At 61.2% G+C, this 21,965-nt stretch carries 21 protein-coding genes; 12 read left to right on the forward strand and 9 right to left on the reverse strand.

What is annotated here, in order from left to right:
- Window positions 1-2: 2 nt before the first annotated feature.
- The 4 genes from EIY71_RS22040 to EIY71_RS22055 all read right to left on the reverse strand — a co-directional run bounded on the left by EIY71_RS22040 (window position 3) and on the right by EIY71_RS22055 (window position 3,495).
- On the reverse strand, window positions 3-719 hold the full coding sequence (locus EIY71_RS22040) for an alpha/beta hydrolase (RefSeq protein WP_134023091.1): 717 nt from the start codon (window positions 717-719) through the stop codon (window positions 3-5).
- Between the two features lie 66 nt (window positions 720-785).
- Window positions 786-1,898: a succinylglutamate desuccinylase/aspartoacylase family protein gene (locus EIY71_RS22045; RefSeq protein ID WP_102688457.1), complete on the reverse strand. Its 1,113-nt coding sequence runs from the start codon at window positions 1,896-1,898 to the stop codon at window positions 786-788.
- 128 nt (window positions 1,899-2,026) lie between these two features.
- Window positions 2,027-2,806, reverse strand: a complete 780-nt coding sequence (locus tag EIY71_RS22050) for an ABC transporter substrate-binding protein (RefSeq protein ID WP_007956251.1) — start codon at window positions 2,804-2,806, stop codon at window positions 2,027-2,029.
- Window positions 2,807-3,060: 254 nt separating this feature from the next.
- A complete protein-coding gene (locus tag EIY71_RS22055; protein WP_085748238.1) occupies window positions 3,061-3,495 on the reverse strand; it encodes a rhodanese-like domain-containing protein in 435 nt (144 codons plus the stop codon).
- A gap of 100 nt (window positions 3,496-3,595) precedes the next feature.
- Here EIY71_RS22055 and ftrA point away from each other — a divergent pair, with 100 nt between their 5' ends.
- Window positions 3,596-4,585 (forward strand): transcriptional regulator FtrA, encoded by a 990-nt coding sequence (ftrA, locus tag EIY71_RS22060; protein ID WP_085748237.1) that lies wholly within the window; start codon window positions 3,596-3,598, stop codon window positions 4,583-4,585.
- On the opposite strand, the gene cobF is transcribed toward ftrA, so the two are convergent.
- Window positions 4,554-5,309: a precorrin-6A synthase (deacetylating) gene (gene cobF / locus EIY71_RS22065; protein ID WP_129974027.1), complete on the reverse strand. Its 756-nt coding sequence runs from the start codon at window positions 5,307-5,309 to the stop codon at window positions 4,554-4,556. The genes ftrA and cobF overlap by 32 nt on opposite strands.
- Window positions 5,306-5,878 (reverse strand): histidine phosphatase family protein, encoded by a 573-nt coding sequence (locus tag EIY71_RS22070; RefSeq protein WP_129974028.1) that lies wholly within the window; start codon window positions 5,876-5,878, stop codon window positions 5,306-5,308. Before EIY71_RS22070 ends, cobF begins: the two co-directional genes overlap by 4 nt.
- Window positions 5,879-6,198: 320 nt before the next feature.
- Between EIY71_RS22070 and EIY71_RS22075 the strand changes: the two genes are divergently transcribed.
- The 8 genes from EIY71_RS22075 (at window position 6,199) to EIY71_RS22110 (ending at window position 14,456) form a co-directional block, all read left to right on the forward strand.
- The gene (locus tag EIY71_RS22075; RefSeq protein WP_011333500.1) at window positions 6,199-7,053 is read left to right on the forward strand and encodes a MurR/RpiR family transcriptional regulator; all 855 of its coding nucleotides are present in this window, start codon (window positions 6,199-6,201) and stop codon (window positions 7,051-7,053) included.
- Window positions 7,054-7,055: 2 nt separating this feature from the next.
- Window positions 7,056-7,700: an isochorismatase family cysteine hydrolase gene (locus EIY71_RS22080; protein WP_129974029.1), complete on the forward strand. Its 645-nt coding sequence runs from the start codon at window positions 7,056-7,058 to the stop codon at window positions 7,698-7,700.
- Window positions 7,697-9,028: a glutamine synthetase gene (locus EIY71_RS22085; protein WP_102688451.1), complete on the forward strand. Its 1,332-nt coding sequence runs from the start codon at window positions 7,697-7,699 to the stop codon at window positions 9,026-9,028. Before EIY71_RS22080 ends, EIY71_RS22085 begins: the two co-directional genes overlap by 4 nt.
- Entirely contained in the window at window positions 9,012-9,764 is a 753-nt protein-coding gene (locus tag EIY71_RS22090; RefSeq protein WP_129974030.1) for an N-formylglutamate amidohydrolase, read from the forward strand. Before EIY71_RS22085 ends, EIY71_RS22090 begins: the two co-directional genes overlap by 17 nt.
- Window positions 9,765-9,851: 87 nt before the next feature.
- On the forward strand, window positions 9,852-11,201 hold the full coding sequence (locus EIY71_RS22095; protein WP_011333496.1) for an APC family permease: 1,350 nt from the start codon (window positions 9,852-9,854) through the stop codon (window positions 11,199-11,201).
- A 118-nt stretch (window positions 11,202-11,319) separates the two neighbouring features.
- Window positions 11,320-12,336, forward strand: coding sequence for an arginine N-succinyltransferase (locus EIY71_RS22100; protein ID WP_085748231.1), 1,017 nt, complete (start codon window positions 11,320-11,322; stop codon window positions 12,334-12,336).
- 55 nt (window positions 12,337-12,391) lie between these two features.
- Window positions 12,392-13,426, forward strand: a complete 1,035-nt coding sequence (gene astA / locus EIY71_RS22105; protein ID WP_134023093.1) for an arginine N-succinyltransferase — start codon at window positions 12,392-12,394, stop codon at window positions 13,424-13,426.
- A gap of 160 nt (window positions 13,427-13,586) precedes the next feature.
- The gene (locus EIY71_RS22110) at window positions 13,587-14,456 is read left to right on the forward strand and encodes an oxaloacetate decarboxylase (protein ID WP_007956238.1); all 870 of its coding nucleotides are present in this window, start codon (window positions 13,587-13,589) and stop codon (window positions 14,454-14,456) included.
- Window positions 14,457-14,534: 78 nt separating this feature from the next.
- Here EIY71_RS22110 and EIY71_RS22115 read toward each other — a convergent pair whose 3' ends face one another.
- From EIY71_RS22115 to EIY71_RS22125, 3 genes are all read right to left on the reverse strand, one after another.
- Entirely contained in the window at window positions 14,535-14,837 is a 303-nt protein-coding gene (locus tag EIY71_RS22115) for a hypothetical protein (RefSeq protein ID WP_102718653.1), read from the reverse strand.
- Between the two features lie 552 nt (window positions 14,838-15,389).
- Complete coding sequence (locus tag EIY71_RS22120) at window positions 15,390-16,619, reverse strand: M20/M25/M40 family metallo-hydrolase (protein ID WP_134023095.1); 1,230 nt, start codon at window positions 16,617-16,619, stop codon at window positions 15,390-15,392.
- Between the two features lie 84 nt (window positions 16,620-16,703).
- Complete coding sequence (locus tag EIY71_RS22125) at window positions 16,704-17,777, reverse strand: diguanylate cyclase (RefSeq protein WP_129974363.1); 1,074 nt, start codon at window positions 17,775-17,777, stop codon at window positions 16,704-16,706.
- 190 nt (window positions 17,778-17,967) lie between these two features.
- Here EIY71_RS22125 and EIY71_RS22130 point away from each other — a divergent pair, with 190 nt between their 5' ends.
- The 3 genes from EIY71_RS22130 to EIY71_RS22140 all read left to right on the forward strand — a co-directional run bounded on the left by EIY71_RS22130 (window position 17,968) and on the right by EIY71_RS22140 (window position 21,868).
- Window positions 17,968-19,422, forward strand: coding sequence for an NAD(P)/FAD-dependent oxidoreductase (locus EIY71_RS22130; protein WP_085748227.1), 1,455 nt, complete (start codon window positions 17,968-17,970; stop codon window positions 19,420-19,422).
- Between the two features lie 16 nt (window positions 19,423-19,438).
- Window positions 19,439-20,377 (forward strand): alpha/beta fold hydrolase, encoded by a 939-nt coding sequence (locus tag EIY71_RS22135; protein ID WP_102688444.1) that lies wholly within the window; start codon window positions 19,439-19,441, stop codon window positions 20,375-20,377.
- A 111-nt stretch (window positions 20,378-20,488) separates the two neighbouring features.
- The gene (locus tag EIY71_RS22140; RefSeq protein ID WP_134023097.1) at window positions 20,489-21,868 is read left to right on the forward strand and encodes a VOC family protein; all 1,380 of its coding nucleotides are present in this window, start codon (window positions 20,489-20,491) and stop codon (window positions 21,866-21,868) included.
- Window positions 21,869-21,965: the final 97 nt, after the last annotated feature.

Consider the following 21,965-nt stretch of genomic DNA (forward strand, 5'->3'; position numbering starts at 1 on the left):
CTTCACGGGTTGAGTTGCTGCAACCAGTCGTTCAAATCCCGAAGCTCGGCCGCACTGATGCTGTGGCCGACGCCGGGATAGGCATGAAATTGCGGTTTGTACGACAGCTTCTGCAACAACGCATCGGCCTCGGTGCCACCGCTGTAAGGCACACGGTCATCCGCCGTGCCGTGGCCGATGAAGATGTCCAGCGGCGGATGCTGCTGCTCTGATTTCAGCTCGCTCTTGAGCACCGGCAATACCCGCCCACTCAATGCCGCGATGCCACCCACTACCGCCGGCTGCCGCAGCCCTACCTCGTAGGTCATCATCGCGCCCTGGCTGAAACCGATCAGGTACACCTTGTCCGGTTGCGCGTGATATTTCTGCGCCGCTGCGGCGATAAAGGCCCGCAGTTTCTGGCTGCTGGCCTTCAGATCATCAGTCTCGCCGTTGTAGGCACCTTCGCCTTTCTTGCGAAACCACTGGAAACGCCCTTCACCCAACGCCATCGGTGCCTGCACCGACAGGTAGTTGTACTGCTTGGGCAGCTGAAATTTCATACCGATCAAGTCTGCTTCGTTGCTGCCATAGCCATGCAGGAAAATCACCAGCGGACGCTGCTCGGCGTCCGGGTGCACCTGGGCCAGGTAGTTGAGCGGCAGATCGTTTTGCAGCGAGGTCTGAGCCTGAACGGCAGTGGACGCGAGCAGCGTCAACAGCGCAAACACCTTCAACATAAGCCTTCCTTCACACAGTGCAGGGTTCGGGGCAGAGCCTAACACTGTGATCCGGAGGATGGGGTGTCAGTCGTTGATCAGCTTGCCGACTCGAATCGGCTCGCGCCCCGCCACTTTCGCCTGCCAGATACCCGGCTGGGTGTAGCGACCGCGATCGATGGCGAACAACACGCCACTGGTGCCGGCACGCACGGTGGTCACGCGGTCGTTCAACGGATCGACCACTTCGAACAGCGCATCGCCGCGCTCGACCCACTCACCGGCATCGCGCAGGAAACTCACCACGCCGTGGTGCGGGGCGAACAGGTATTCGGTGCCTTCGAACGGCATGCCTTCGCAGCATTCCTGCGGCGCCTTCGGCCATTCGCCGCTGATGAAGCCTTGCTCGGCCAAAAAGCCCAGAATCGCCTCGCAATTGGCCTGAGCCTGATCGACGCGGGTGTCGCCCATGCTGCCCAGTTCCAGTGTGGTAGCGAGGTTGGCCGGTGGAATCGCAGCCTCCGGGAACATCCGCGCCAGGCGCAACCACGGCGAGGAGCAGGATTCATCGAACGAACTGCCACCGGAATCTTCACACAACAGCGCCACGCCAGCCTTCAGGCGTGCGGCGAGGGATCGCCACTGCGGCCAGTGCTGCGGCAAGGCGTAGATATGAATCGCGGCGTCGAAATCGCAATGCAGATCGAGGGTGATGTCGGCCTCACAGGCGTGGCGCAGCAACAGGCGGTGCAGCGCTTCCAGTTGCGACGCCGGCGCTGGCAACGCATCAAGCACCTGGCCCATGGTCTGGCGGATCAACGCAATGTTGGCTTGGGCATCACCACCCAACTGATGCCCGATGCGCTCGGCCACCGGCGCGCTGAGTTCGACGAAGGAGCGGTTGAAGTTCTTGCCGCTGCCCAGCTCGAAACGCCCCATGTGGCTGCCTTGCAGGTGCTGATCGAGGCCGATCGGGTTGGCCACCGGCACCAGTTCGATCACGCCTTGCAACTGGCCGTTGCTTTCCAGTTCGGCCAGGCGTTTTTTCAGCTCCCACGCGGTACGCATGCCCGGCAGTTCATCGGCGTGCAGGCTGGCCTGGATGTAGGCCTTGCGCGGGCCGGCGCCGTAACGGAACACGCTCAGGGAACGTTCGCTGCCCAAGTGGCTCCAGGGCAGAAGGTGGTCGATGCGTTGCATGGGGAACTCCGGAAATTCTGTAGTCGTTGCCGAGGCAATGACTGCATTGAAAATGTGCTGACAGGATAAATCACGGGCGAAAAAAAAGTGGCCACCGAATGAACGGGGCCACTTTTTTCTACGGCGTATTAATGGCCGTACACGTCAAAGTCGAAGTACTTGTCCTGCACTTGCTTGTACTTGCCGTTGGCGCGGATTTCGTTGATGGCGGTGTTGAATTTCTCAGCCAGCTCGGTATCGCCTTTACGCACTGCAATACCGGCGCCGCCGCCGAAGTACTTGGCGTCTTCGTAGGTCGGGCCGACGAATTCAAAGCCTTTGCCGGCGTCGGTTTTCAGGAAGCCGTCGCTCAGGTTGACCGAGTCGGCCAGCATCGCGTCGATACGACCGGACACCATGTCCAGGTTGGCCTCCTGCTGCGAGCCGTAACGCACCAGCTCGATGCCGGCCGGCACCAGTACTTCGGTGGCGTAGCGGTCGTGGGTACTGGCGCGCAGCACGCCGACTTTCTTGCCTTTGAGCTCGACCAGAGGGTCTTTCACGCCCGAGCCTGCCTTCATCACGAAGCGCGCCGGGGTGTGGTAGTACTTGATGGTGAAATCGACGTTTTTCTTGCGGTCGTCAGTGATGGTCATCGAGGACAGGATCGCGTCGATCTTCTTCACTTTCAGCGCCGGGATCAGGCCGTCGAACTCTTGCTCGACCCAGGTGCATTTGACTTTCATCTGCTCACACAGCGCATCGCCGATGTCCACGTCGAAACCGGCCAGTTTGCCGTCAGGGGTTTTCATCGAGAATGGCGGGTAACCGGCTTCGATACCGATACGGATCGGTTTGGCGTCTTCGGCCACGGCGGTCAGGGACAACATCGACAGTGCCAGGGCACCGAACATAACCAGCTTTTTCATTTATTACTCCCGTGTGCGGAGGCTTTTATTGGCAGCTTTCGATTGTCAGGTTCGGTCTTGGGCTGTACAGCGCAAAAAAACCGAAGTGGCCGGCAGTCTATGGCGGCGCGCACGGGGCAAATTGTTTTTAAGCGACAAATACTTACAGAAAATCGGCGAGTGCCATCACCTGGGAAAAGTGTGCGTCAGAGCGGTGCGCGGGTTGTAGGACAAAGCCGACAAAAGGTGCCGCCGAAGCGGCAACCTTCTGGCTATCAGCAGTCGCAAGCGATCGGCGCAGTGGCGACGCGCGCTGTCGCAACACTCAACTGGAAGCCTTCATCCAGCCACCCGGTCACCCCGCCGATCATCTCCTTGACCGGATAACCCAACGCCGCCAGCTTCACCGCAGCTTTGTTGGCACCATTGCAGTGGGGACCGGCGCAATAAACCACGAAAAGCGTGTTTTTCGAGTAGTCCACCAACCCTTCCGCCGTCAGCAAACGCCCCGGAATATTGATCGCTCCCGGCACATGTCCACGTTCGTAGGCCAACGGCCCGCGCACGTCCACCAGCACAAAGTCGACATCACCGGCTTCCTGGCTGCTGAAGACGTCGGAACAATCGGTTTCAAAGGTCAGACGGTTGCTGAAATGCATCAGGGCAATGGCCGAAGGCGCTGCAGGGATTTCGCGAACCAGGCTGGGCATGTTGAATCACTCCTTTGTCGGTGGGGATGAACAGACTTTATCGGGCCGTCGCTTGCCGCTACAGTGGCGCACAAGACACTCACCGGGAATTTTCCGCCAAATGCCTGATTCACCTGGATTGGTCGCGATTCTGGCCTACGATGGCCTCTGCACATTTGAATTCGGCATCGCCGTGGAGATCTTCGGCCTGGCCCGGCCGGAGTTCGACTTTCCGTGGTACGAGCACTGCATTGCGGCGGTCGATCAAGGCCCGATGCGCGCCATGGGCGGGATCCAGGTGCTGGCCGATGGCGGTCTGGAATTGTTGGCGGATGCGCGCACCATCATCATTCCTGGATGGCGCGACCGCAGTGCACCGGTGCCGGAAGTCTTGCTCGAAACATTGCGTGACGCGCATTCACGCGGCGCTCGGTTGCTGTCGATCTGCTCCGGTGTGTTTGTGTTGGCAGCAAGCGGCCTGCTCGACGGGCATGGCGCCACCACTCATTGGCGCTACACCTCGGAGCTTGCCGAGCGCTTCCCGGCCATCGATGTCGATCCTGATGTGCTTTACGTCGATTCCGGCCAATTGATCACCTCCGCCGGCAGTGCAGCGGGGATCGACGCCTGCCTGCACCTGGTGGCGCGGGACTTCGGCACCCAGATCGCCAACTCGGTGGCGCGGCGGCTGGTGATGTCGCCGCAGCGCACCGGCGGTCAGGCGCAATTCATTCCGACGCCGGTCAGCCCGACGCCGCGCAGCGACCTGTCGCGCGTGATGCAGTGGGCCCGCGAGCGCCTGCACGAACCGCTGGAAGTGCGCGATCTGGCCAGCGAAGCGGCGATGAGCGAACGCACCTTCCTGCGAAAATTCAGCGAAGCCAGCGGCCAGTCACCCAAGGCCTGGCTGCAACACGAACGCCTGGCCCGGGCCCGGGAATTGCTGGAAAGCACGCCGCAGAACACCGAACAGATTGCCCTGCGCTGTGGCTATCGGTCGGTGGAGAGCTTTCGTGTGGCGTTTCGCAGCGTGGTCGGGGTGCCGCCGTCGGTGTATCGCGAACGCTTTGGTCGCGAGATCAAGGCTTGCGCAGAAGATAGGTGTCCATGATCCAGCCATGCTCGGCCCGCGCAGCCTTGCGTACCCGTTCTATCTCATCGGCAACGTCGCCGAGCTTGCCATGGATGAGGATTTCGTCCGGCGTGCCGAGGTAGGCGCCCCAGTAGATCTCTGTCTCCTGATCCGTCACCTGATGGTAGGAATCTTCGGCGTCGAGCATCACCACCAGACTGTCCGTGTCACTCACCTGCCCTGCCGCCAGGCGTCGGCCGGTGGTGATTTCAATCGAGCGGCCGATGGTGTTCAACGGCACCTTGTGTTGTGCCGCCAGGGCCTGAACGCTGGTGATGCCGGGAATGACTTCAAATTCAAACGCGCATCGCCCCGAATCCAGAATCGCCTGCAGGATACGAATGGTGCTGTCGTACAGCGCTGGATCGCCCCACACCAGAAAACCGCCGCACTGCCCGTCAGCCAATTCGTCACTGATCAGGCGTTCAAAGGTTTGCTGCTTGGCGCGGTTCAGATCATCGACGCTGGCGCTGTAGTCCACATCGCCGCGCTCGCGCTCCGGGCTGTGGGCTTCGGCGAAACGGTACGTACGATCGCTGATGTAGCGCTCGCAGATTTCTCGCCGCAGGTCGATCAGCTTGTCCTTGCTACGGCCCTTGTCCATCAGGAAAAACACGTCCACCCGGTTCAGCGCCTTCACCGCCTGCATCGTGATGTAGTCCGGGTTGCCGGCACCGATGCCGATCACCAGCAATCGCTTCATTGCTCTGCTCCTTCCACGCTCATGCCGGACAAGCGTAGTCGCCAGCGCCCGGCAAACCGCAGATCGACCACCGCCAGCGGCTCGACATCGATGCTGTGAAACGCCTCGCCCTGCACGACCTGCATCAATGCAGCACGAATCACGAACGGATGGGTAACCGCCACCACGTGCCCCGGCGTGGCTTGCAGTGAAACCAGCCACGCGGCCACTCGCTCGCGCAGTTGCGCCACCGACTCGCCACCATGGGGTGCGGCGTGCGGATCGTCGAGCCAGGCTTGCAATGCCTCGGGTTCGTTCCGCTGCAAATCCTTTATCGACTGACCTTGCCAGCGTCCCCAGTCGCAATCACGCAGGGCCTGATCAATGTGTATGTCGTGGCCAAACCACGCCGCCGTCTGGCGAGTGCGCAGTTCCGGGCCGCAAATCAACCGTGACGCAGTGTCCAGACGCGAAGCCAGCGAGTCGGACGCCAGCGCCACGTCTTCAACAGGCTCGTTCGTAGGAAAACACGCCAATTTTTGTGCGACTGTTCTGGCATGGCAGATCAAGGTCAAACGGGTGGTCTGCACGGGAGGCTACTCGGCTGAAAGACAGGACGGTCATCGACATAATCGCTGATGAAGCGGCAATTGTGCCGTAAACCGGGATGCTCCGGGCGAGTCGATTGGATGATCCGAGCGTGTGAAAGCGGCAATGTCTGACACCATTATGGGCAATGGACTACAAAACTGGTCGACATACGTGTAACCCTTGCGTTACGGGCATCCCGCCTCATTTTGGGGCCTGATTTAAACGCGGAAAAATTCGCTAGACATGTAGCGTCAGTTACATAAATACTGTTTTAACGGATTGTGAAGCGAATTCAACACCCCATCCAGCAGGAGCCCGGATGCCCCCTTTAAGAGACCTGATCACCGACCCCGGCCTTGACCTGACGCCGTCGGAGCGCAAAGTCGTTCGCGCCTTGCTCGATCAGTATCCACGCAACGGGCTTGGCCCGATGGCGCGCCTGGCCGAACATGCCGGCGTCAGCGATCCGACCATCGTGAGGCTGGTGAAAAAGCTCGGCTTCGGTGGTTACGCCGAATTCCAGGACGCCCTGCTCAGTGACATGGACCATCGCCTGCGCTCGCCGCGCACTCTGTTGCAGCCGCGCTCGCATCAGAACAAGGACGATGCCTGGAGTCATTATCTGGCTCATAGCCACAACCTGCTGGCCGAAACCCAGGCCCTGACCCAGCCGGAAGATGTGCGAATTCTGGCCGACTGGCTGCTCGACACCCGCCATCAGGTCTACTGCTTCGGCGGACGCTTCAGCAGTTTGATGGCGACTTACCTGCTCAATCATTTGCGTCTGCTGCGCCCCGGTTGCTTTGCGCTGGAAGACAACGCGCAACTGCCCGACCGCCTGTTCGACCTGCAACGTCAGGACGTGGTGCTGGTGTTCGACTATCGCCGCTACCAGACCCAGGCCCTGCGCGTGGCGAGCGCGGCGAAGAACAGCAACGCCCGCGTTGTGCTGTTCACCGACATCTACGCCTCACCGCTGCGCGAGCTGGCCGACATGATCATCAGCGCCCCGGTGGAGTCGGCCTCGCCGTTCGACACCATGGTCCCGGCGCTGGCCCAGGTTGAAGCATTGATTGCTTGCCTGACTCTGCGTAGCCCGGACCTGGCCGATCGCCTGGAAGGCATCGATGCCCTGCGCAACGACTTCGACACCCATTTGCTGGAGGATAAATAAGGATGTTCAGCCTTCCCCATCGCTCGCCACGGGACCTGCCGTTTGTCACCGATCACACCGCCCTGTTGCTGGTGGACATGCAGCGCGCCTGGCTCGAGCCGCAGTTCGACCCGCACCTCGAAGGCCCGGACGCCGCGTATTTCCTCAACCGCACGCGCTCGCAAGTGGTACCCAATCAGGTTCGCCTGCTCAACGCCTTCCGCGAAGCACGGCAGAACGTGCTGCACACCCTGATCGAAAGCCTGACCGCCGATGGCCGTGACCGCTCGCTGGATCACAAGCTGTCGGACATGCACCTGCCCAAGGGCAGCCCGCAGGCACAGGTCATCGCCGAACTGACCCCGGCGGAAAACGAAATCGTGCTGCCGAAGACCTCTTCCGGGGTCTTCAACTCGACCAACATCGACTACGTGCTGCGCAATCTGGAAACCCGCCACCTGATCATCGCCGGAATTGTCACCGACCAGTGCGTCGACATGGCCGTGCGCGACGCCGCCGACCGTGGCTACCTCGTCACTCTGGTGGCGGACGCCTGCGCGACCTACACCGAAGCACGTCACGACGCCTGCCTGAACGCGATCAAGGGCTACTGCTGGATCACCGACACCGACACCGTGCTCGGTCGGTTGCAGGAGATGCAGCCATGAGCGAACGCCTGTCACCGTTGCCGATGACCACCATCGTCACCACCGACCTGATCGGCGTCACCCGTGGCCGTTCGTTTCCCACCGATGAGCTGGAGCATTATCAGGCCGCCGGTTGTGGCTGGGTGCCAGCCAACAGCGCGCTGACGCCGCAGGACATCATCGCTTCGACCAGTCCGTGGGGCGCGTATGGCGACCTGCGGCTGATTCCCGATCTGGCCAGCCGCGTCACCGTCGGCAACGGCCCGGACGCCACAGCACCTGCGCTGGATTTCATTCACGGCGATATCCGCGAAACCGATGGCCGGCCGTGGGCCACCTGCCCGCGCACCCTGTTGCGCAACGAGGTCGAGCGCTATCGCGATGAGCTCGGCTTGCAGGTCAACGCCGCGTTCGAACACGAATTCAACCTGCACGCCGGGTTTGCCGAACATCTGGCGTTCTCGCTGGAAGCCCAACGCCAAGGTGCGGAATTCGGTGGCTGGCTGCTCAGTGCGTTGCGCGCCGGTGGCGTCGAGCCGGAAATGTTCCTGCCCGAATACGGCAAGCATCAATACGAAATCACCTGCCGCCCAACCCTTGGCGTGGCGGCGGCGGATCGCGCGGTCAACGTGCGCGAGATCACTCGCGAAATCGCCCGGCAGATGGGTCTGGATCTGAGCTTTGCGCCAAAAACTGCTGCCGACGCGGTGTGCAACGGCGTACACCTGCACGTCAGCCTGCTCGATCTGGCCGGTCAGCCGATGCTCTACGACGCCGGCACCAGCAATGGCCTGTCGACCCTCGGCCAGCACTGGGCGGCGGGTGTGCTGCATTACTTACCGGCGCTGTGCGCATTCACTGCACCGACGCCGGTGTCGTATGAACGCTTGCAGCCGCACCACTGGAGCGCTTCCTACGCTTGCCTCGGCCAGCAGAATCGCGAAGCGGCGCTGCGGATCTGCCCGACCGTGAGCCTGGGGAACAAACCCGTGGCGAAGCAATACAACCTTGAGTTCCGCGCCATGGACGCCACCGCCTCGCCGCATCTGGCAATGGCCGCGCTGCTGATCGCCGGACGCCTGGGGATCGAGCAACGTCTGGCGCTGAACGCGATCACCGATGAAATCCCCGATTCACTCAACGACGAACAACGCAAGGCCCGGGGCATCGTTGCCCTGCCCGCCTCCCTGGCCCAGGCACTGGATTGCCTGCGTCGCAGTGAAGCGCTGGTCGAAGCGCTGCCAAGCGCGTTGCTCGAAACCTTTTTCGCCCTTAAAACCGAGGAACTGGCGCTGACGGAACAGCTCTCGCCCGCTGATCTTTGTGAGCACTATGCACGCCTGTACTGAATCCGTTGAGCTTGGGTTGTACACCCGACCGGTCTACAACCTGAGCCGTGAAGATTCGACGCACCCGCTGATTCTGGTGTGCGAACACGCCAGCCGTTACATCCCCGAGGCCCTGAACAATCTGGGCCTGGATGACACGGCGGCGCGCGAACACATCGCCTGGGACATCGGAGCCCTGGCGCTGGCCGAGCAACTGTCGGAGCAACTGGGTGCAACTCTGCTGAGCGCCAACTATTCGCGCCTGCTGATCGACCTCAACCGCCCGCGGCATGCGCCCGACAGCATACCGGCGCAGAGCGAGATCTATCAGGTGCCGGGCAACCGCGAGCTCGACGAGGCCACCCGCGAATACCGTCGCCAGTGCCTGTTCAAGCCGTTTCACACACGGCTGCAACAACTGATCGATGCACGTCTGGCCGAAGGTCGGCCGGTACGGGTGGTAGGGATTCACAGTTTCACCCCGGTGTACTACGGCCAGCCGCGCGAGCTGGAGGTCGGCGTGCTGTTCGGTCAGGCCCGGGCCTATGCCCAACGGATGCTCGACGGTCTGGAACGACACCCGCTGAAAGTCGCCGGCAACCAGCCGTACAGGATTGACCCACTGGGCGACATGACCGTGCCGGTACACGGCGATGCCCGGGGCCTGGAGTCGGTGTTGATCGAAGTGCGCAACGATCTGCTGCGCAGCCCGGAAGCGGTGACTCGCTGGGCGAATTATCTGGCTCCATTGCTGTAAGGATTGTTGTAACCACTGCTGACGCTGTAAACGACGGACCGATATAACAACTAAAACGACCGATTGGCTGACAAGGAGTTGCGCTTCATGGAAATAGAAGAGTTCGGCTACAAACAGGAGTTGAAACGTAGCCTGACACTGACCGATCTGGTGGTGTACGGGATGATCTTCATGATCCCCATCGCCCCGTTCGGCGTGTATGGCTACGTCAACGCCGAGGCACCGGGGATGGTGCCTCTGGCGTACATCATCGGCATGGTGGCGATGGTGTTCACCGCTCTGAGTTACGGCAGCATGGCCCGGGCCTTTCCGATTGCCGGATCGGTGTATTCCTACGCGCAACGGGGCCTGAATCAACACGTCGGCTTCATCGCCGGCTGGCTGATGCTGCTCGATTACCTGCTGATTCCGCCGCTGCTTTACGTCTACGCGGCGATGGCGCTCAACCATTTGTACCCGGACATTCCGAAAGTCGGCTTCATTCTGGCGTTCCTGGTCAGCGCGACCTTCGTCAACCTGCGCGGCATCACCTTTACCGCTCGCATGAACATTGTGTTCCTGCTGGCGCAACTCGTGGTGCTGGGCATTTTCCTGTTCTATGCCTGGAATGCCCTGCACAACGGTGGCGGCAACGGCCAGTTGACCCTCGCGCCGCTGTATCACCCGGAAACCTTCAACTTCGCCCTGCTGATGCAAGCGGTGTCGATTGCGGTGCTGTCGTTCCTCGGTTTCGATGCGATTTCCACCCTTGCCGAAGAGATCAAGGGCGATCCGGGCCGCAGTGTCGGCAAAGCGGCGCTGATCACGCTGGTGGTGATGGGGGTGATTTTCGTCGCACAAACCTGGATCGCTACCGATCTGGCAGCCGGCATGGGCTTCAAGTCCGCCGACACCGCGTTCTATGAAATCGCCGAAATCGCTGCCGGCAGCTGGCTGGCGACCCTGACCGGCGTGGCCACGGCCCTGGCCTGGGGCGTGGCGGTGGCGATCACTTCGCAAGCGGCGGTCTCGCGCCTGCTGTTCGGCATGGCCCGCGACGGCAAGCTGCCGAAAGTGCTGGCCAAGGTCCACCCGAAACACAACACGCCGTACCTGAGCATTTATCTGGTGGCCGTGCTGTCGCTGGTGATCTGCTACCTGTTCATCAATTCGGTGGACACCCTGACTTCGCTGGTCAACTTTGGCGCCCTCAGCGGCTTCATGCTGCTGCACCTGACCGTGATCAACTACTACTGGCGCCGGCAGAAATCCGGACAGGTGATCCGTCACCTGATCTGCCCGGTGATCGGCTTCATCATCGTCGCGGCCATCATGTACAACATGGGCGTCGATGCACAGAAACTCGGCCTGATCTGGATCGCACTGGGTCTGGTGTACCTGTTCTTCCTGAACAAGCTCGGCGCCAGTACCGCGCTGCCTGACCCGAGCAATGGCTGACAAGAAAAAGAGCGGCGTCTGACAACAAATCAGGCGACCGCCGCTTTAACGCGTGGAAACCGACAGTGATAGTCAGGTTCGGCGAATGGGCCGAACCTTTTGATACAGGAGTGCATCCATGCTGGTCTTACGCCCAGTCGAGCCAAACGACCTGCCTCAATTGCAACAATTGGCGCGCGACAGCCTGGTGGGCGTCACGTCCCTGCCGGACGATAGCGAACGTCTTAGCGAAAAAATCGCCGCGTCCTGTGCCTCGTTCGACAGCGATGCGGCGGCTCAGGGCCCGGAGAATTACTTCTTCGTGCTGGAGGACATCGACAGCCATCGACTGGTCGGCTGCTCGGAAATCCTCGCCACCGCAGGTTTCAACGAGCCGTTCTACAGCCTGCGCAACCGCCACTTCACCAGCGCCTCGCGGGAGCTGAACATCGAGCACGGCGTGCCGGCGCTGTCGCTGTGTCACGACCTCAGCGGGCATACGCTGCTGCGCGGTTTTCACATCGATGAAGCGCTGGTGCGCACGCCGTTTTCCGAATTGCTGTCGCGGGCACGCCTGCTGTTCATCGCCGCCCACGCGCCGCGATTTGCCGAAGCGGTGATCACCGAGATCGTCGGCTACAGCGACGAGCAAGGCCATTCACCTTTCTGGGATGCGCTGGGCAAACATTTCTTCGACCTGCCCTACGTCGAGGCCGAGCGCCTGTGCGGCTTGCAGAGTCGTACGTTTCTCGCCGAACTGATGCCGCAATACCCGATCTACGTGCCGATGCTGCCGCAAGCCGCGCAGGACTGCATCGGCCGCATCCACCCGGACGGTCAGGAAGCCTTCGACATCCTCGAGCGCGAGGGTTTTGAAACCAACAGCTACATCGATCTGTTCGATGCCGGCCCGACCTTGTATGCACGCACCGCCAACATCCGTTCGATCGCGCAGAGCCAGACAGTCACGGTTCAGGAGGAACCCCTGATCGATGCTCGCGGTCGCTATCTGGTGAGCAACGATGCTCTGCATGGCTTTCGGGCGGTGGTCGCCGAGCTGGATTTCCAGCCCGGTCAGCCCCTGGCGCTCGATCCGGCCCTGTGCGCGGCGCTCAACGTCCGCGCTGGCGGCACGATCCGGTTGATCGCCCTGTGAACCGCGCCCCTACCCAACGACAGTGCCCGAGCTGGCGCGCAAAAGGAGTTGCAGCATGATTGTCCGTCCGGTCCAAGTCAGCGACCTGCCAGCGTTGATGACGCTGGTGCAACAGGCCGGGCCGGGGTTCACCACCCTGCCCGCCAACGAAGATCGCCTGGCCCACCGGGTACGCTGGGCGCAACGGGCGTTCGCCGAACAGGTCGAGCGGGCCGATGCCGATTACCTGTTCGTGCTTGAAGACGACGAGCAGCGCGTGGTCGGCGTCAGCGCTCTGGCCGGGGCCGTCGGCCTGCGTGAGCCTTGGTACAACTATCGGGTCGGGCTGACCGTCAGCTCGGCGCCGGACCTGGGTATTCAGCGGCAGATCCCGACGCTGTTTCTCAACAACGAACTGACCGGCCAATCGGAGCTGTGCTCGCTGTTCCTGCGCCACGACCAGCGCCATGGCAGCAATGGACGCTTGCTGTCGCTGGGGCGTTTGCTGTTTGTTGCCGAATTCCCGCACCTGTTCGGCGAAAAGATGATCGCCGAACTGCGAGGCAGTGCCGACGAGCAAGGCTGCTCGCCGTTCTGGGACAGCCTGGGCCGGCACTTCTTCCAGATGGACTTCAGCCACGCCGACCACCTGTCCGGTCTCGGCAATAAAGCCTTCATCGCCGAACTGATGCCGCGTCAGCCACTGTATACCTGCCTGCTCACCGAACAGGCTCAGGCCGTTATCGGCCAGGCCCACCCCAACACCGAGCCGGCGCTGAAAATCCTCCAGTCCGAAGGTTTCGCTCACAAAGGCTACATCGACATTTTCGACGGTGGTCCGGTGATCGAAGCACCGATCCGCAACATCCGCACCGTGCGCGACAGCCTGGAACTCACCCTGAGCATCGGCACGCCGGACGATCAGGCGCCGCTGTGGTTGATCCACAACCGCCGCCTGGAAAACTGCCGCATCACCGTCGCGCCGGGCCGTCGGGTCGGCAGCAGTCTGGTGATCGACCGCCTCACCGCCAAACGCCTGCAATTGCAGCCGGGCAACTCGGTGCGGGCGGTGCCGCTGCCCAATCAACAGCAGCAGGCGGTGGCGGCCTGAGCGCCCATACCTGCTGCGAAAGAGCCGGAACAGGATTTTCCTGGTTAACTTCCTCGTTAATTCGTCATGATCCTTGACCCATTGGCGTGATAGCCTTTTCACCTTCGGCGTTGACACCTTTGCTCAAGCCTTTCCATTCCTTTGTATTGGTGGAACTCGTATGACCAGGCTTTCTCATCAAGATTTGCGCCGTAACTTCCGTCAGCTGCTGGCTTCCGACACCTGCTATCACACCGCCTCGGTGTTCGATCCGATGTCCGCCCGCATCGCCGCTGACCTGGGTTTTGAAGTAGGGATTCTCGGCGGCTCGGTCGCCTCGTTGCAGGTGCTGGGTGCCCCGGACTTTGCCCTGATCACCCTCAGCGAATTCGCTGAACAGGCCACCCGCATCGGCCGCGTCGCCCAATTGCCGGTGATCGCCGACGCCGACCACGGCTACGGCAACGCGCTCAACGTGATGCGCACCATCGTCGAACTGGAACGCGCCGGCGTCGCTGCGCTGACCATCGAAGACACCCTGCTGCCGGCACAATTCGGCCGCAAATCCACCGACCTGATCACCGTCGCCGAAGGCGTGGGCAAGATCCGCGCGGCACTGGAAGCCCGGGTCGATTCGGAGATGGCAATCATCGCCCGGACCAACGCCGGCATCCTGCCGAACCAGGAAATCATCAGCCGCACCAAGCAGTATCAAGCTGCTGGCGCTGACGGTATCTGCATGGTGGGGATCCAGGACTTCGATCAGCTCGAGCAGATCGCCGAACACCTGACCGTCCCGCTGATGCTGGTCACCTACGGCAACCCGGCACTGCGCGACGACAAACGCCTGGCCGAACTGGGGGTACGCGTAACCATCGACGGCCACGGTGCCTACTTCGCGGCGATCAAGGCGACCTACGACAGCCTGCGCGAACAACGCCAGATCTTCACCCAGGCCTCCGACCTGAGCGCCACCGAACTGACCCACACCTACACCCAGCCTGAGGAATACATCCTCTGGGCCAAGGAATACATGAGCGTCAAAGAGTAACGTCGCACCACGCTACAAAGAGGCAGAGCGGCCCGACGCCATCACGAGTCCACTCGCATGGCGCCCGCCGCGAAACCGCTAGACCGCTCTCTTGAAGCCTTCCTCCCGCTGTAATGCCCGCGTCTGAATCACGTTCAGAATGGCGCAGCCCTCTCGCATCAGCAGATGCACCGCGCTGGTAATCCGCGTCAAATCACAATCGGAAATGCCCTTCAGGTCGAGACTGGAAAACGTGTCCGCCAGATCGCGCACGACCACAAAACGGTGCATCGCACACGCGGCCATGTCGCTGAGTTCTTTTTGGGTATTGATGAAGAGCACCGGGGATTCGGCGTCGTAGGTGTCGATGGGGAGGTAGCGGGGGATTACTTGATCCGACATTGGTGTAACTCCTGTAATTAGGGCTATCACCATTCGCGGCCAAACGAAGAGGGTGGCAGCCGTACGCGGGTTGGCCGACCGGATACAGGAACCGGCACACCCGAAGGTGTCCCACGCACAGCCGCCAAAACACAACAACTTCAGGCAAAAATCGCTGAATATGTTGGACAACTGTACGTTCCTGTATCGACCGGCCAAGGTCGTTCGCGGAGTTTTCCGCGAGCCCGAACTATAGGGGTCGATACTGAAACGCGGCAACAGGGTACGTTGTAGGAAAGGTCTTGGAAAGTTGTGCGCCGCTCACACTTTCCTCATTTCCCACAAAAGCCCCCTCACCCTAGCCCTCTCCCGGAGGGAGAGGGAACCGATTGGGGGATGCTCAGGATATTCATCGACCTGGATGCACTTCACCGAATCCATAATCGACTCGGTGTTTCAGGTCGATGTATAGCGCAAGACACCTCGGTCAGCTCCCTCTCCCTCCGGGAGAGGGCTGGGGTGGGGGAGAAATCTGCCTGACACCCCGCCAACTCCGCTACTCCACCGACCGGCTCACCGCCCCTTCGCCAACTCCATAATCATCCGCGACAACAGATAAATCCGCGGCGCCACGCTCTCCACCTCCGCGTATTCCTCCGGCGTATGAATGTTGCCGCCGACAATCCCGAACCCGTCCAGCGTCGGCGTCCCAACCCCGGCCGACAAACTGGCATCCGCCGCCCCGCCGCTGCCTTCTTCGGTCAACTTGCGGCCAATCTCACCGTAAATCCCCTGGGCCATCGCCATCAATCGATCCGACTCCCCCGTCTGCGGCATCGGTGGCAAGCCGCGCTGCAATGAAGTCTTTACTTCGGTATCGGGAATCAATTTGTCCTGCGACACCCGCGCCAGATCCTTCTCGATCCGGTCGAATTCTTCCGGCACCGCCGCCCTCACGTCAGCCTTGGCCGTGGCCTGATCCGGGATCACGTTGGTGCGGTCGCCAGCCTTGAGCACGGTGAAGTTGATGGTGGTTTTCTTGGCCTCGTCGCCGAGCTTGCCCAGTTGCAGGATCTGGTGCGCCGCCTCCATCGCCGCGTTGCGCCCCAATTCCGGCGCGACGCCGGCGTGGGCGGCCTTGCCCTTGACCTCGACCAGTGCGGTGGCGCTGCCCTTGCGCCACACCACCAGTCCATCCGCCGGACGGCCCGGTTCAAGATTGAGGGTCACGTCGTGAAGCTTGGCGGTTTTCTTGATCAGGTCGGTGGCGACGTCCGAGCCGGTTTCTTCGCTGGCATCGAGCAGGAAGGTGATTTGCGCGTAGTCCTTGAAGTCGAGGTTCTTCAGGATCTTCAGCGCGTAGATGCCGGCGACAATCCCGCCCTTGTCGTCCATCACCCCCGGCCCGTAGGCGCGGCCGTCCTTGATGTGGAACGGTCGCTCGGCGGCGGAGCCTTCCTTGAACACCGTGTCCATGTGCGCCATCAGCAGGATTTTCGCCTTGCCGGTGCCTTTGAGCGTGGCGAGCACGTGGTTGGTTTTTTCCGGGGTGTTGGGTACCAGTTCTATGGTCGCGCCGAGCTTTTTCAGCTCATCAATGGCGATGTCGCTGACTTGCTTTAGCCCCGGTTCATAGCCGGAACCGGAATCGATATTGACCAGCCGTTCGAGCAATTTCAGGGCTTCGGGCTTGTATTGCTCGGCATCGGCCAGCACTTGTTTGTGCGGTTCGGCAAAGACACCGGAGGCTGCAAAAGTGAGGGAAAGGCCGGCCAGCAGAGAACGACGGAATTTGAACGTCATGAATCAATCCTTGTTTCGTGTCGGGTACTGAACCGTACCTGACATCGCCCCAAGGCTCTATCCCGGATGCGACACCCAATCCGTTCAAACCGAATCGAATACCTCGCGCCGCGGCTTGTCGTCGCTGCAGCAAATCACCCGGTTACGCCCGCCGGCCTTGGCTTCGTACAGCGCCTGATCGGCGTCATCCAGCCAACGCGTCGCGTCGCCGTGAGCCGGGTCAAGCGCCGCCAGACCAATGCTCAGGCTGACTTTCAGCGCCGGGTTCTGTTCGTACACCAGAAAGGAAAAACGCTCACGCAAGGCTTCCATCGCCTGCGCCGCATTGAACAGCGGCAAGTCCGGCAGGATCACGCAAAACTCGTCGCCGCCGTAGCGCCCCGCCACATCGGCCATGCGCAGGTTCTGCTTGAGCATCTTGCTCAGCTGACGCAGGACGATATCGCCAGCCACGTGGCCGTAGGTGTCGTTGATTGCCTTGAAGTGGTCGATGTCGATCAGCGCAATCGCAGCGCCTGTCTGCTGGCGTTTGCAGCGTTCGAATTCGATTTCCAGTTGATCCTTCCAGGCGCCGTGATTGAGCAGACCGGTGAGGCTGTCGGTGCGGCTCAGGGCCAGCAATTCACGTTTATGCAGGCCGAGGGTGTAGGCCTGGCGAAAGCAGATCCAGCCCAGCGCCAACGGATACAGCATCAACAGCGGCAGACAGGCATAAAGCTGTGCCGGCGTGGTCATCGGGACGAACGCGGGGGCAAATACCACCAGCCCGACGCCGACGCCGAGCAACTGCGCCGCCGCCCCGGCCAGCAGAAAACGCAGGCCGCCGATGGCAACGTTGTTCATCGCCATCATCGAAATGGTCGTGGCACTGGGCAAGGGATTGAAGTGCATGGCGGCGACCCAGAAGCCACCGAGGAAGGCGTCGATCAACAGGTTGCGGTGTTCGGCGTGGTACGGAACCTTCGCCCGGCGGGCCCATTGATAAGCAAGGTGCGGCCAGACCAGGCCGTTGAACAGCATCAGCGCCCAGACCCAGGCCGGCGGGTCGAGCGGGTACATCGCGACGCTCACGCACAAAAGCCCCAGGACCAGCCCGAGGGTTCGCGATGTGTAGAGCCTCCTGGCCAGTGAAAGTCCCTTTCCTCCCGTTCTTCCCATAAGGGCCTCGACCACTCGACGGTACTGCGCAGACCGCAGACCCGATGTGCTGGGAGTCTATCAGGGCAACGTTAAATAGCCATCACCGGCCAGCGGGCCGAATACCTCGTCATCAGCACCACACGGCGGGCAAATGATTGGCTATACATGAAAGGAAGAAAATGGAAAAAAGACTCTAAGAAGGAGGCCCATGCAGACCTATCAAGTGTTGATCATCGGCAGCGGTTTTGGCGGCCAGTGCGCGGCGGTCAATCTGCTCAAGGCCGGTATCGACGACTTTCGCTTGCTGGAACGCCGGGACTTTTTCGGCGGCACCTGGTGCCAGAACACCTACCCCGGCGCAGCGGTGGATGTGCCGTCGCCGCTGTATTCGCTGTCGTTTGCGCCTTACCGCTGGACCCAGATGTTCGCCGAACAGGCTGAACTGCATCGCTACACCGACCATGTAATCGAACGCTTCGGCCTGCGTGACCGGGTGGAACTGCAGGCCAACGTCGAGCGCGTCGAATGGGACGACACCGAAAAGCGCTGGGCCGTACACACCGGCACCAAAGGCATTTTTTATGCGCAGTTCCTGATCAATGCCACCGGGCCGTTGAGCCAACCGGTTATCCCACACTTTCCCGGTCAGGATCGCTTTCAGGGCAAGACCTTTCATACAAATAATTGGGATCACAGCTACGACTATCACGGTAAACGAGTAGCGATTGTCGGCAGCGGCGCCAGTGCGGCTCAGGTGATTCCGGCGATTGCGCCGAAGGTCGCCCGATTGCACGTGTTTCAGCGCACCGCGCACTGGGTGCTGCCCCGGGCCGACCGTACGTTCGGTCGGTTCCAGCGCTGGCTGCTGGGTCTGAAACCCGCCTACAAACTGCTGCGCTGGATGATCTACTGGCAATTCGAAACCCGGGTCATCGCCTTCAAATACTCGAAACCGGCGATTCACATGGTGCAGCGCCAAGCCCTGAAGTTTCTCAAACGCCAGGTGACTGACCCCGAGTTGCGGAAAAAACTGACACCGGACTTCACCATCGGCTGCAAACGGGTGCTGCTCTCCAGCACCTATTACCCGGCGCTGACCCGGCCCAACGTCACGTTGCACAGCCGCGAACAGGGCATCGCCAGCCTCGATGAAACCGGCATCGTCACCACGGACGGTCAGCACATCAACGTCGATCTGATCGTCTGGTCGACCGGTTACGACGCCACCGACGGCGTGATTTCCTACCCGGTCAGCGGAAAAAACGCCGTGCAACTGCGCGATGTGTGGGCGCAATACCCGCGCGCCTACCTCGGCACCAGCCTGCCAGACTTTCCCAATCTGTTTATCGTCACCGGGCCGAACACCGGCATCGGCCACACCTCGGCGCTGTTCATCATCGAATCGCAGATGAACTACATCCTCGACTGCATCCGCACCTTGCAGGCCAAAGGTCTGCGCAGCATCGAAGTTCGCCCCGAAGCAGAACGTACCTACACTCAGATGATTCACCGGGAAATGGAACGCACGGTCTGGAAAACCGGCGGCTGCCACAGTTGGTATCAAAGCAGGAGCGGTCACGTGATCGCGATGTTCCCCGGCTTCAGTTTCAGCTACCACCGGTTGACCCGGGCGCTGAAACCGGCCGACCACATTCTGTCTTGAACAAGGAAGACCCACGATGCTTTTGCTGTTTGTCGCCCTCGCGGTTTTCGTGGCCTGGAGCTGGTTGAGCTACCCGGCAGTCGGCCACTGGCTTTACGATCTGAGCGCGGCCCTGGAGGCCAGGCTGTACCGGCTGCACAAGATTGAAGTGCCGATTGCCGAAATGACCGTATCGACCTGGCAAGGCGGGCCTTATGAAGCGTCGAGCAGCATTCTGATGCTGCACGGCTACAGTGCCGAAAAGAACCTGTGGCTGCGCTTCGCCCGGCATTTTGTCGGGCAGTACCGGGTGATCATCCCGGATCTGGCCGGCCACGGCGAAACCGGCTTCAAGGCCGGCGGTGGCTACGACATTCCGGTGCAGGCCAAGCGCATGATCCAGTTGCTCGACGTCTGCGGCGTCGAGAAGGTCCACGTGATCGGCAACTCCATGGGCGGCTACATCGCCGCGTGGCTGGCGGCGACCTACCCCGACCGCATCGCATCGGTGGCGCTGATCGACCCGGCCGGCGTCACTGCGCCCGAGGCCAGCGACATGGAGCGCCACCTGGCCCGTGGGCACAATCCGTTTCTGATCAATTCCCGGGAAGAATTCCGACGCTTCTATGCCATGACCATGGCCTCGCCACCGTGGGTGCCCGGTCTGGTGCTCGACGCGATCGCCCAGCGCTACGAACAATGCCGCGACGAACTGGAAGAGATCTTCCGGGATTTTCGCGCCAGCCCGCCGATGGAGCCGAAACTGCCGGACATCAAATGCCCGGCGCTGTTGCTCTGGGGCCGCAAGGACCGGTTGATCGACGTCAGCAGCGTGCCGGTGTGGAGCAAAGGCATCAGCAATTTGCGGGTCGATGTCTGGGATGGCGTCGGCCATATGCCGATGGTTGAACAGCCGTCGAACACGGCACGTCTGTATCGCGAGTTTCTGGGGGAGCATTCGCGTCAGGACAGGTAAACGGTCAGTCGTTGGCAGAATGAAGTCCGTAGGATTCTTCGTTTGCCCGCGTCGGCGAAGGCTGCGATCTTTTCCAACACCTTTTACGTGACCGTGCCAGGAATTTTTTTCATGACCGTGCAGCCTTTCGTCAGCCCCGACCTGATCCGCCAACGCTTCTCAAAAGCGATGTCCGACATGTACCGCGAAGAAGTGCCGCTGTACGGCGCGTTGATGGAACTGGTGGAACAGACCAACCGCGAAGTACTGGCACGCGAGCCGCAAATCGCCAGTCAACTGCACAGCACCGGTGAGATCGAACGGCTGGACATGGAGCGCCACGGCGCAATCCGCGTTGGTACCGCCGCTGAACTGGCCACCCTCGCCCGCTTGTTCGCAGTGATGGGCATGCAACCGGTGGGCTATTACGACCTGACCCCTGCCGGGGTGCCGGTGCATTCCACGGCGTTTCGCGCGGTGCATGAAGATGCGCTGCAGGTCAGCCCGTTCCGGGTGTTCACTTCGTTGCTGCGACTGGAATTGATTGAAGACCCCGAACTGCGTGCCTTTGCTGAATCGGTGCTGGATAAGCGTTCGATCTTCACACCGGCGGCGCTGCGCCTGATCGAACAGGCCGAGTCCGCTGGCGGTTTGAATGAATCCGAGGCCGGGGAATTTGTCCTGCAGGCGCTGGAGACTTTTCGCTGGCACCACAGCGCCACCGTCACCGCTGCGCAGTACCAGACGCTCAGCGCCCAGCATCGTCTGATTGCCGATGTCGTGGCCTTCAAAGGCCCGCACATCAACCACCTGACCCCGCGCACGCTGGACATCGACATCGTCCAGGCGCAGATGCCGCAGCACGGCATCACGCCCAAAGCGGTGATCGAAGGCCCACCGCGCCGGCAGCACCCGATCCTGTTGCGTCAGACCAGTTTCAAGGCGCTGGACGAGCCGATCGCCTTCACCGACCAGACGCAAACCCGCGGCAGCCACAGCGCCCGCTTCGGTGAAATCGAACAACGTGGCGCGGCGCTGACCCCCAAGGGCCGTGCGTTGTACGACCGGCTGCTGAACGCGGCACGCGATGAACTCCGCGATTTCCCCAACGAAGCCAATGCCTCACGCTACAACGCCCTTATGACCCAGCATTTCAGCGAATTCCCTGACAGCCTCGAGGGCATGCGCGAGCAGGAACTGGCGTATTTCCGTTATTTCCTGACAGACAAAGGGCCTGAGGCGGGTCGTCCCGCTGATGTTTCGCTGCAAGCTTTGTTGCGCGACGGCTATGTGAAAGCCGAACCGCTGGTGTACGAAGATTTCCTGCCGGTGAGTGCAGCGGGGATTTTTCAGTCGAACCTGGGGGACGCAGCGCAGACGCACTATGGCGAGCATTCCAACCGACAGGCGTTCGAACTCGCCCTCGGGCGTTCGACCATTGATGAATTGGGGTTGTATGCCGAGACGCAACAACGCTCGATTGAAGACTGCCTGGCGGTGTTGAATCGATAACGCGGCGATTAGCCATACTGCGCAAGAAGTTGCGCAGTTCCCCGTAATAAAACCCCTATAAAACCTTTGAAACCCTTGTGCCACGTGCCCTCCAGCC

The organism is Pseudomonas sp. CH235 (assembly GCF_004368175.1).
Taxonomy (GTDB): Bacteria; Pseudomonadota; Gammaproteobacteria; order Pseudomonadales; family Pseudomonadaceae; genus Aquipseudomonas; species Aquipseudomonas paraglycinae.

What these genes read in the sequence shown, in the direction of transcription:
- EIY71_RS22040 (WP_134023091.1), bottom strand. Translation starts at nt 719, where the DNA reads ATGTTGAAGGTGTTTGCGCTGTTGACGCTGCTCGCGTCCACTGCCGTT.
- EIY71_RS22045 (WP_102688457.1), bottom strand. Translation starts at nt 1,898, where the DNA reads ATGCAACGCATCGACCACCTTCTGCCCTGGAGCCACTTGGGCAGCGAA.
- EIY71_RS22050 (WP_007956251.1), bottom strand. Translation starts at nt 2,806, where the DNA reads ATGAAAAAGCTGGTTATGTTCGGTGCCCTGGCACTGTCGATGTTGTCC.
- EIY71_RS22055 (WP_085748238.1), bottom strand. Translation starts at nt 3,495, where the DNA reads ATGCCCAGCCTGGTTCGCGAAATCCCTGCAGCGCCTTCGGCCATTGCC.
- ftrA (WP_085748237.1), top strand. Translation starts at nt 3,596, where the DNA reads ATGCCTGATTCACCTGGATTGGTCGCGATTCTGGCCTACGATGGCCTC.
- cobF (WP_129974027.1), bottom strand. Translation starts at nt 5,309, where the DNA reads ATGAAGCGATTGCTGGTGATCGGCATCGGTGCCGGCAACCCGGACTAC.
- EIY71_RS22075 (WP_011333500.1), top strand. Translation starts at nt 6,199, where the DNA reads ATGCCCCCTTTAAGAGACCTGATCACCGACCCCGGCCTTGACCTGACG.
- EIY71_RS22080 (WP_129974029.1), top strand. Translation starts at nt 7,056, where the DNA reads ATGTTCAGCCTTCCCCATCGCTCGCCACGGGACCTGCCGTTTGTCACC.
- EIY71_RS22085 (WP_102688451.1), top strand. Translation starts at nt 7,697, where the DNA reads ATGAGCGAACGCCTGTCACCGTTGCCGATGACCACCATCGTCACCACC.
- EIY71_RS22090 (WP_129974030.1), top strand. Translation starts at nt 9,012, where the DNA reads ATGCACGCCTGTACTGAATCCGTTGAGCTTGGGTTGTACACCCGACCG.
- EIY71_RS22095 (WP_011333496.1), top strand. Translation starts at nt 9,852, where the DNA reads ATGGAAATAGAAGAGTTCGGCTACAAACAGGAGTTGAAACGTAGCCTG.
- EIY71_RS22100 (WP_085748231.1), top strand. Translation starts at nt 11,320, where the DNA reads ATGCTGGTCTTACGCCCAGTCGAGCCAAACGACCTGCCTCAATTGCAA.
- astA (WP_134023093.1), top strand. Translation starts at nt 12,392, where the DNA reads ATGATTGTCCGTCCGGTCCAAGTCAGCGACCTGCCAGCGTTGATGACG.
- EIY71_RS22110 (WP_007956238.1), top strand. Translation starts at nt 13,587, where the DNA reads ATGACCAGGCTTTCTCATCAAGATTTGCGCCGTAACTTCCGTCAGCTG.
- EIY71_RS22115 (WP_102718653.1), bottom strand. Translation starts at nt 14,837, where the DNA reads ATGTCGGATCAAGTAATCCCCCGCTACCTCCCCATCGACACCTACGAC.
- EIY71_RS22120 (WP_134023095.1), bottom strand. Translation starts at nt 16,619, where the DNA reads ATGACGTTCAAATTCCGTCGTTCTCTGCTGGCCGGCCTTTCCCTCACT.
- EIY71_RS22125 (WP_129974363.1), bottom strand. Translation starts at nt 17,777, where the DNA reads ATGGGAAGAACGGGAGGAAAGGGACTTTCACTGGCCAGGAGGCTCTAC.
- EIY71_RS22130 (WP_085748227.1), top strand. Translation starts at nt 17,968, where the DNA reads ATGCAGACCTATCAAGTGTTGATCATCGGCAGCGGTTTTGGCGGCCAG.
- EIY71_RS22135 (WP_102688444.1), top strand. Translation starts at nt 19,439, where the DNA reads ATGCTTTTGCTGTTTGTCGCCCTCGCGGTTTTCGTGGCCTGGAGCTGG.
- EIY71_RS22140 (WP_134023097.1), top strand. Translation starts at nt 20,489, where the DNA reads ATGACCGTGCAGCCTTTCGTCAGCCCCGACCTGATCCGCCAACGCTTC.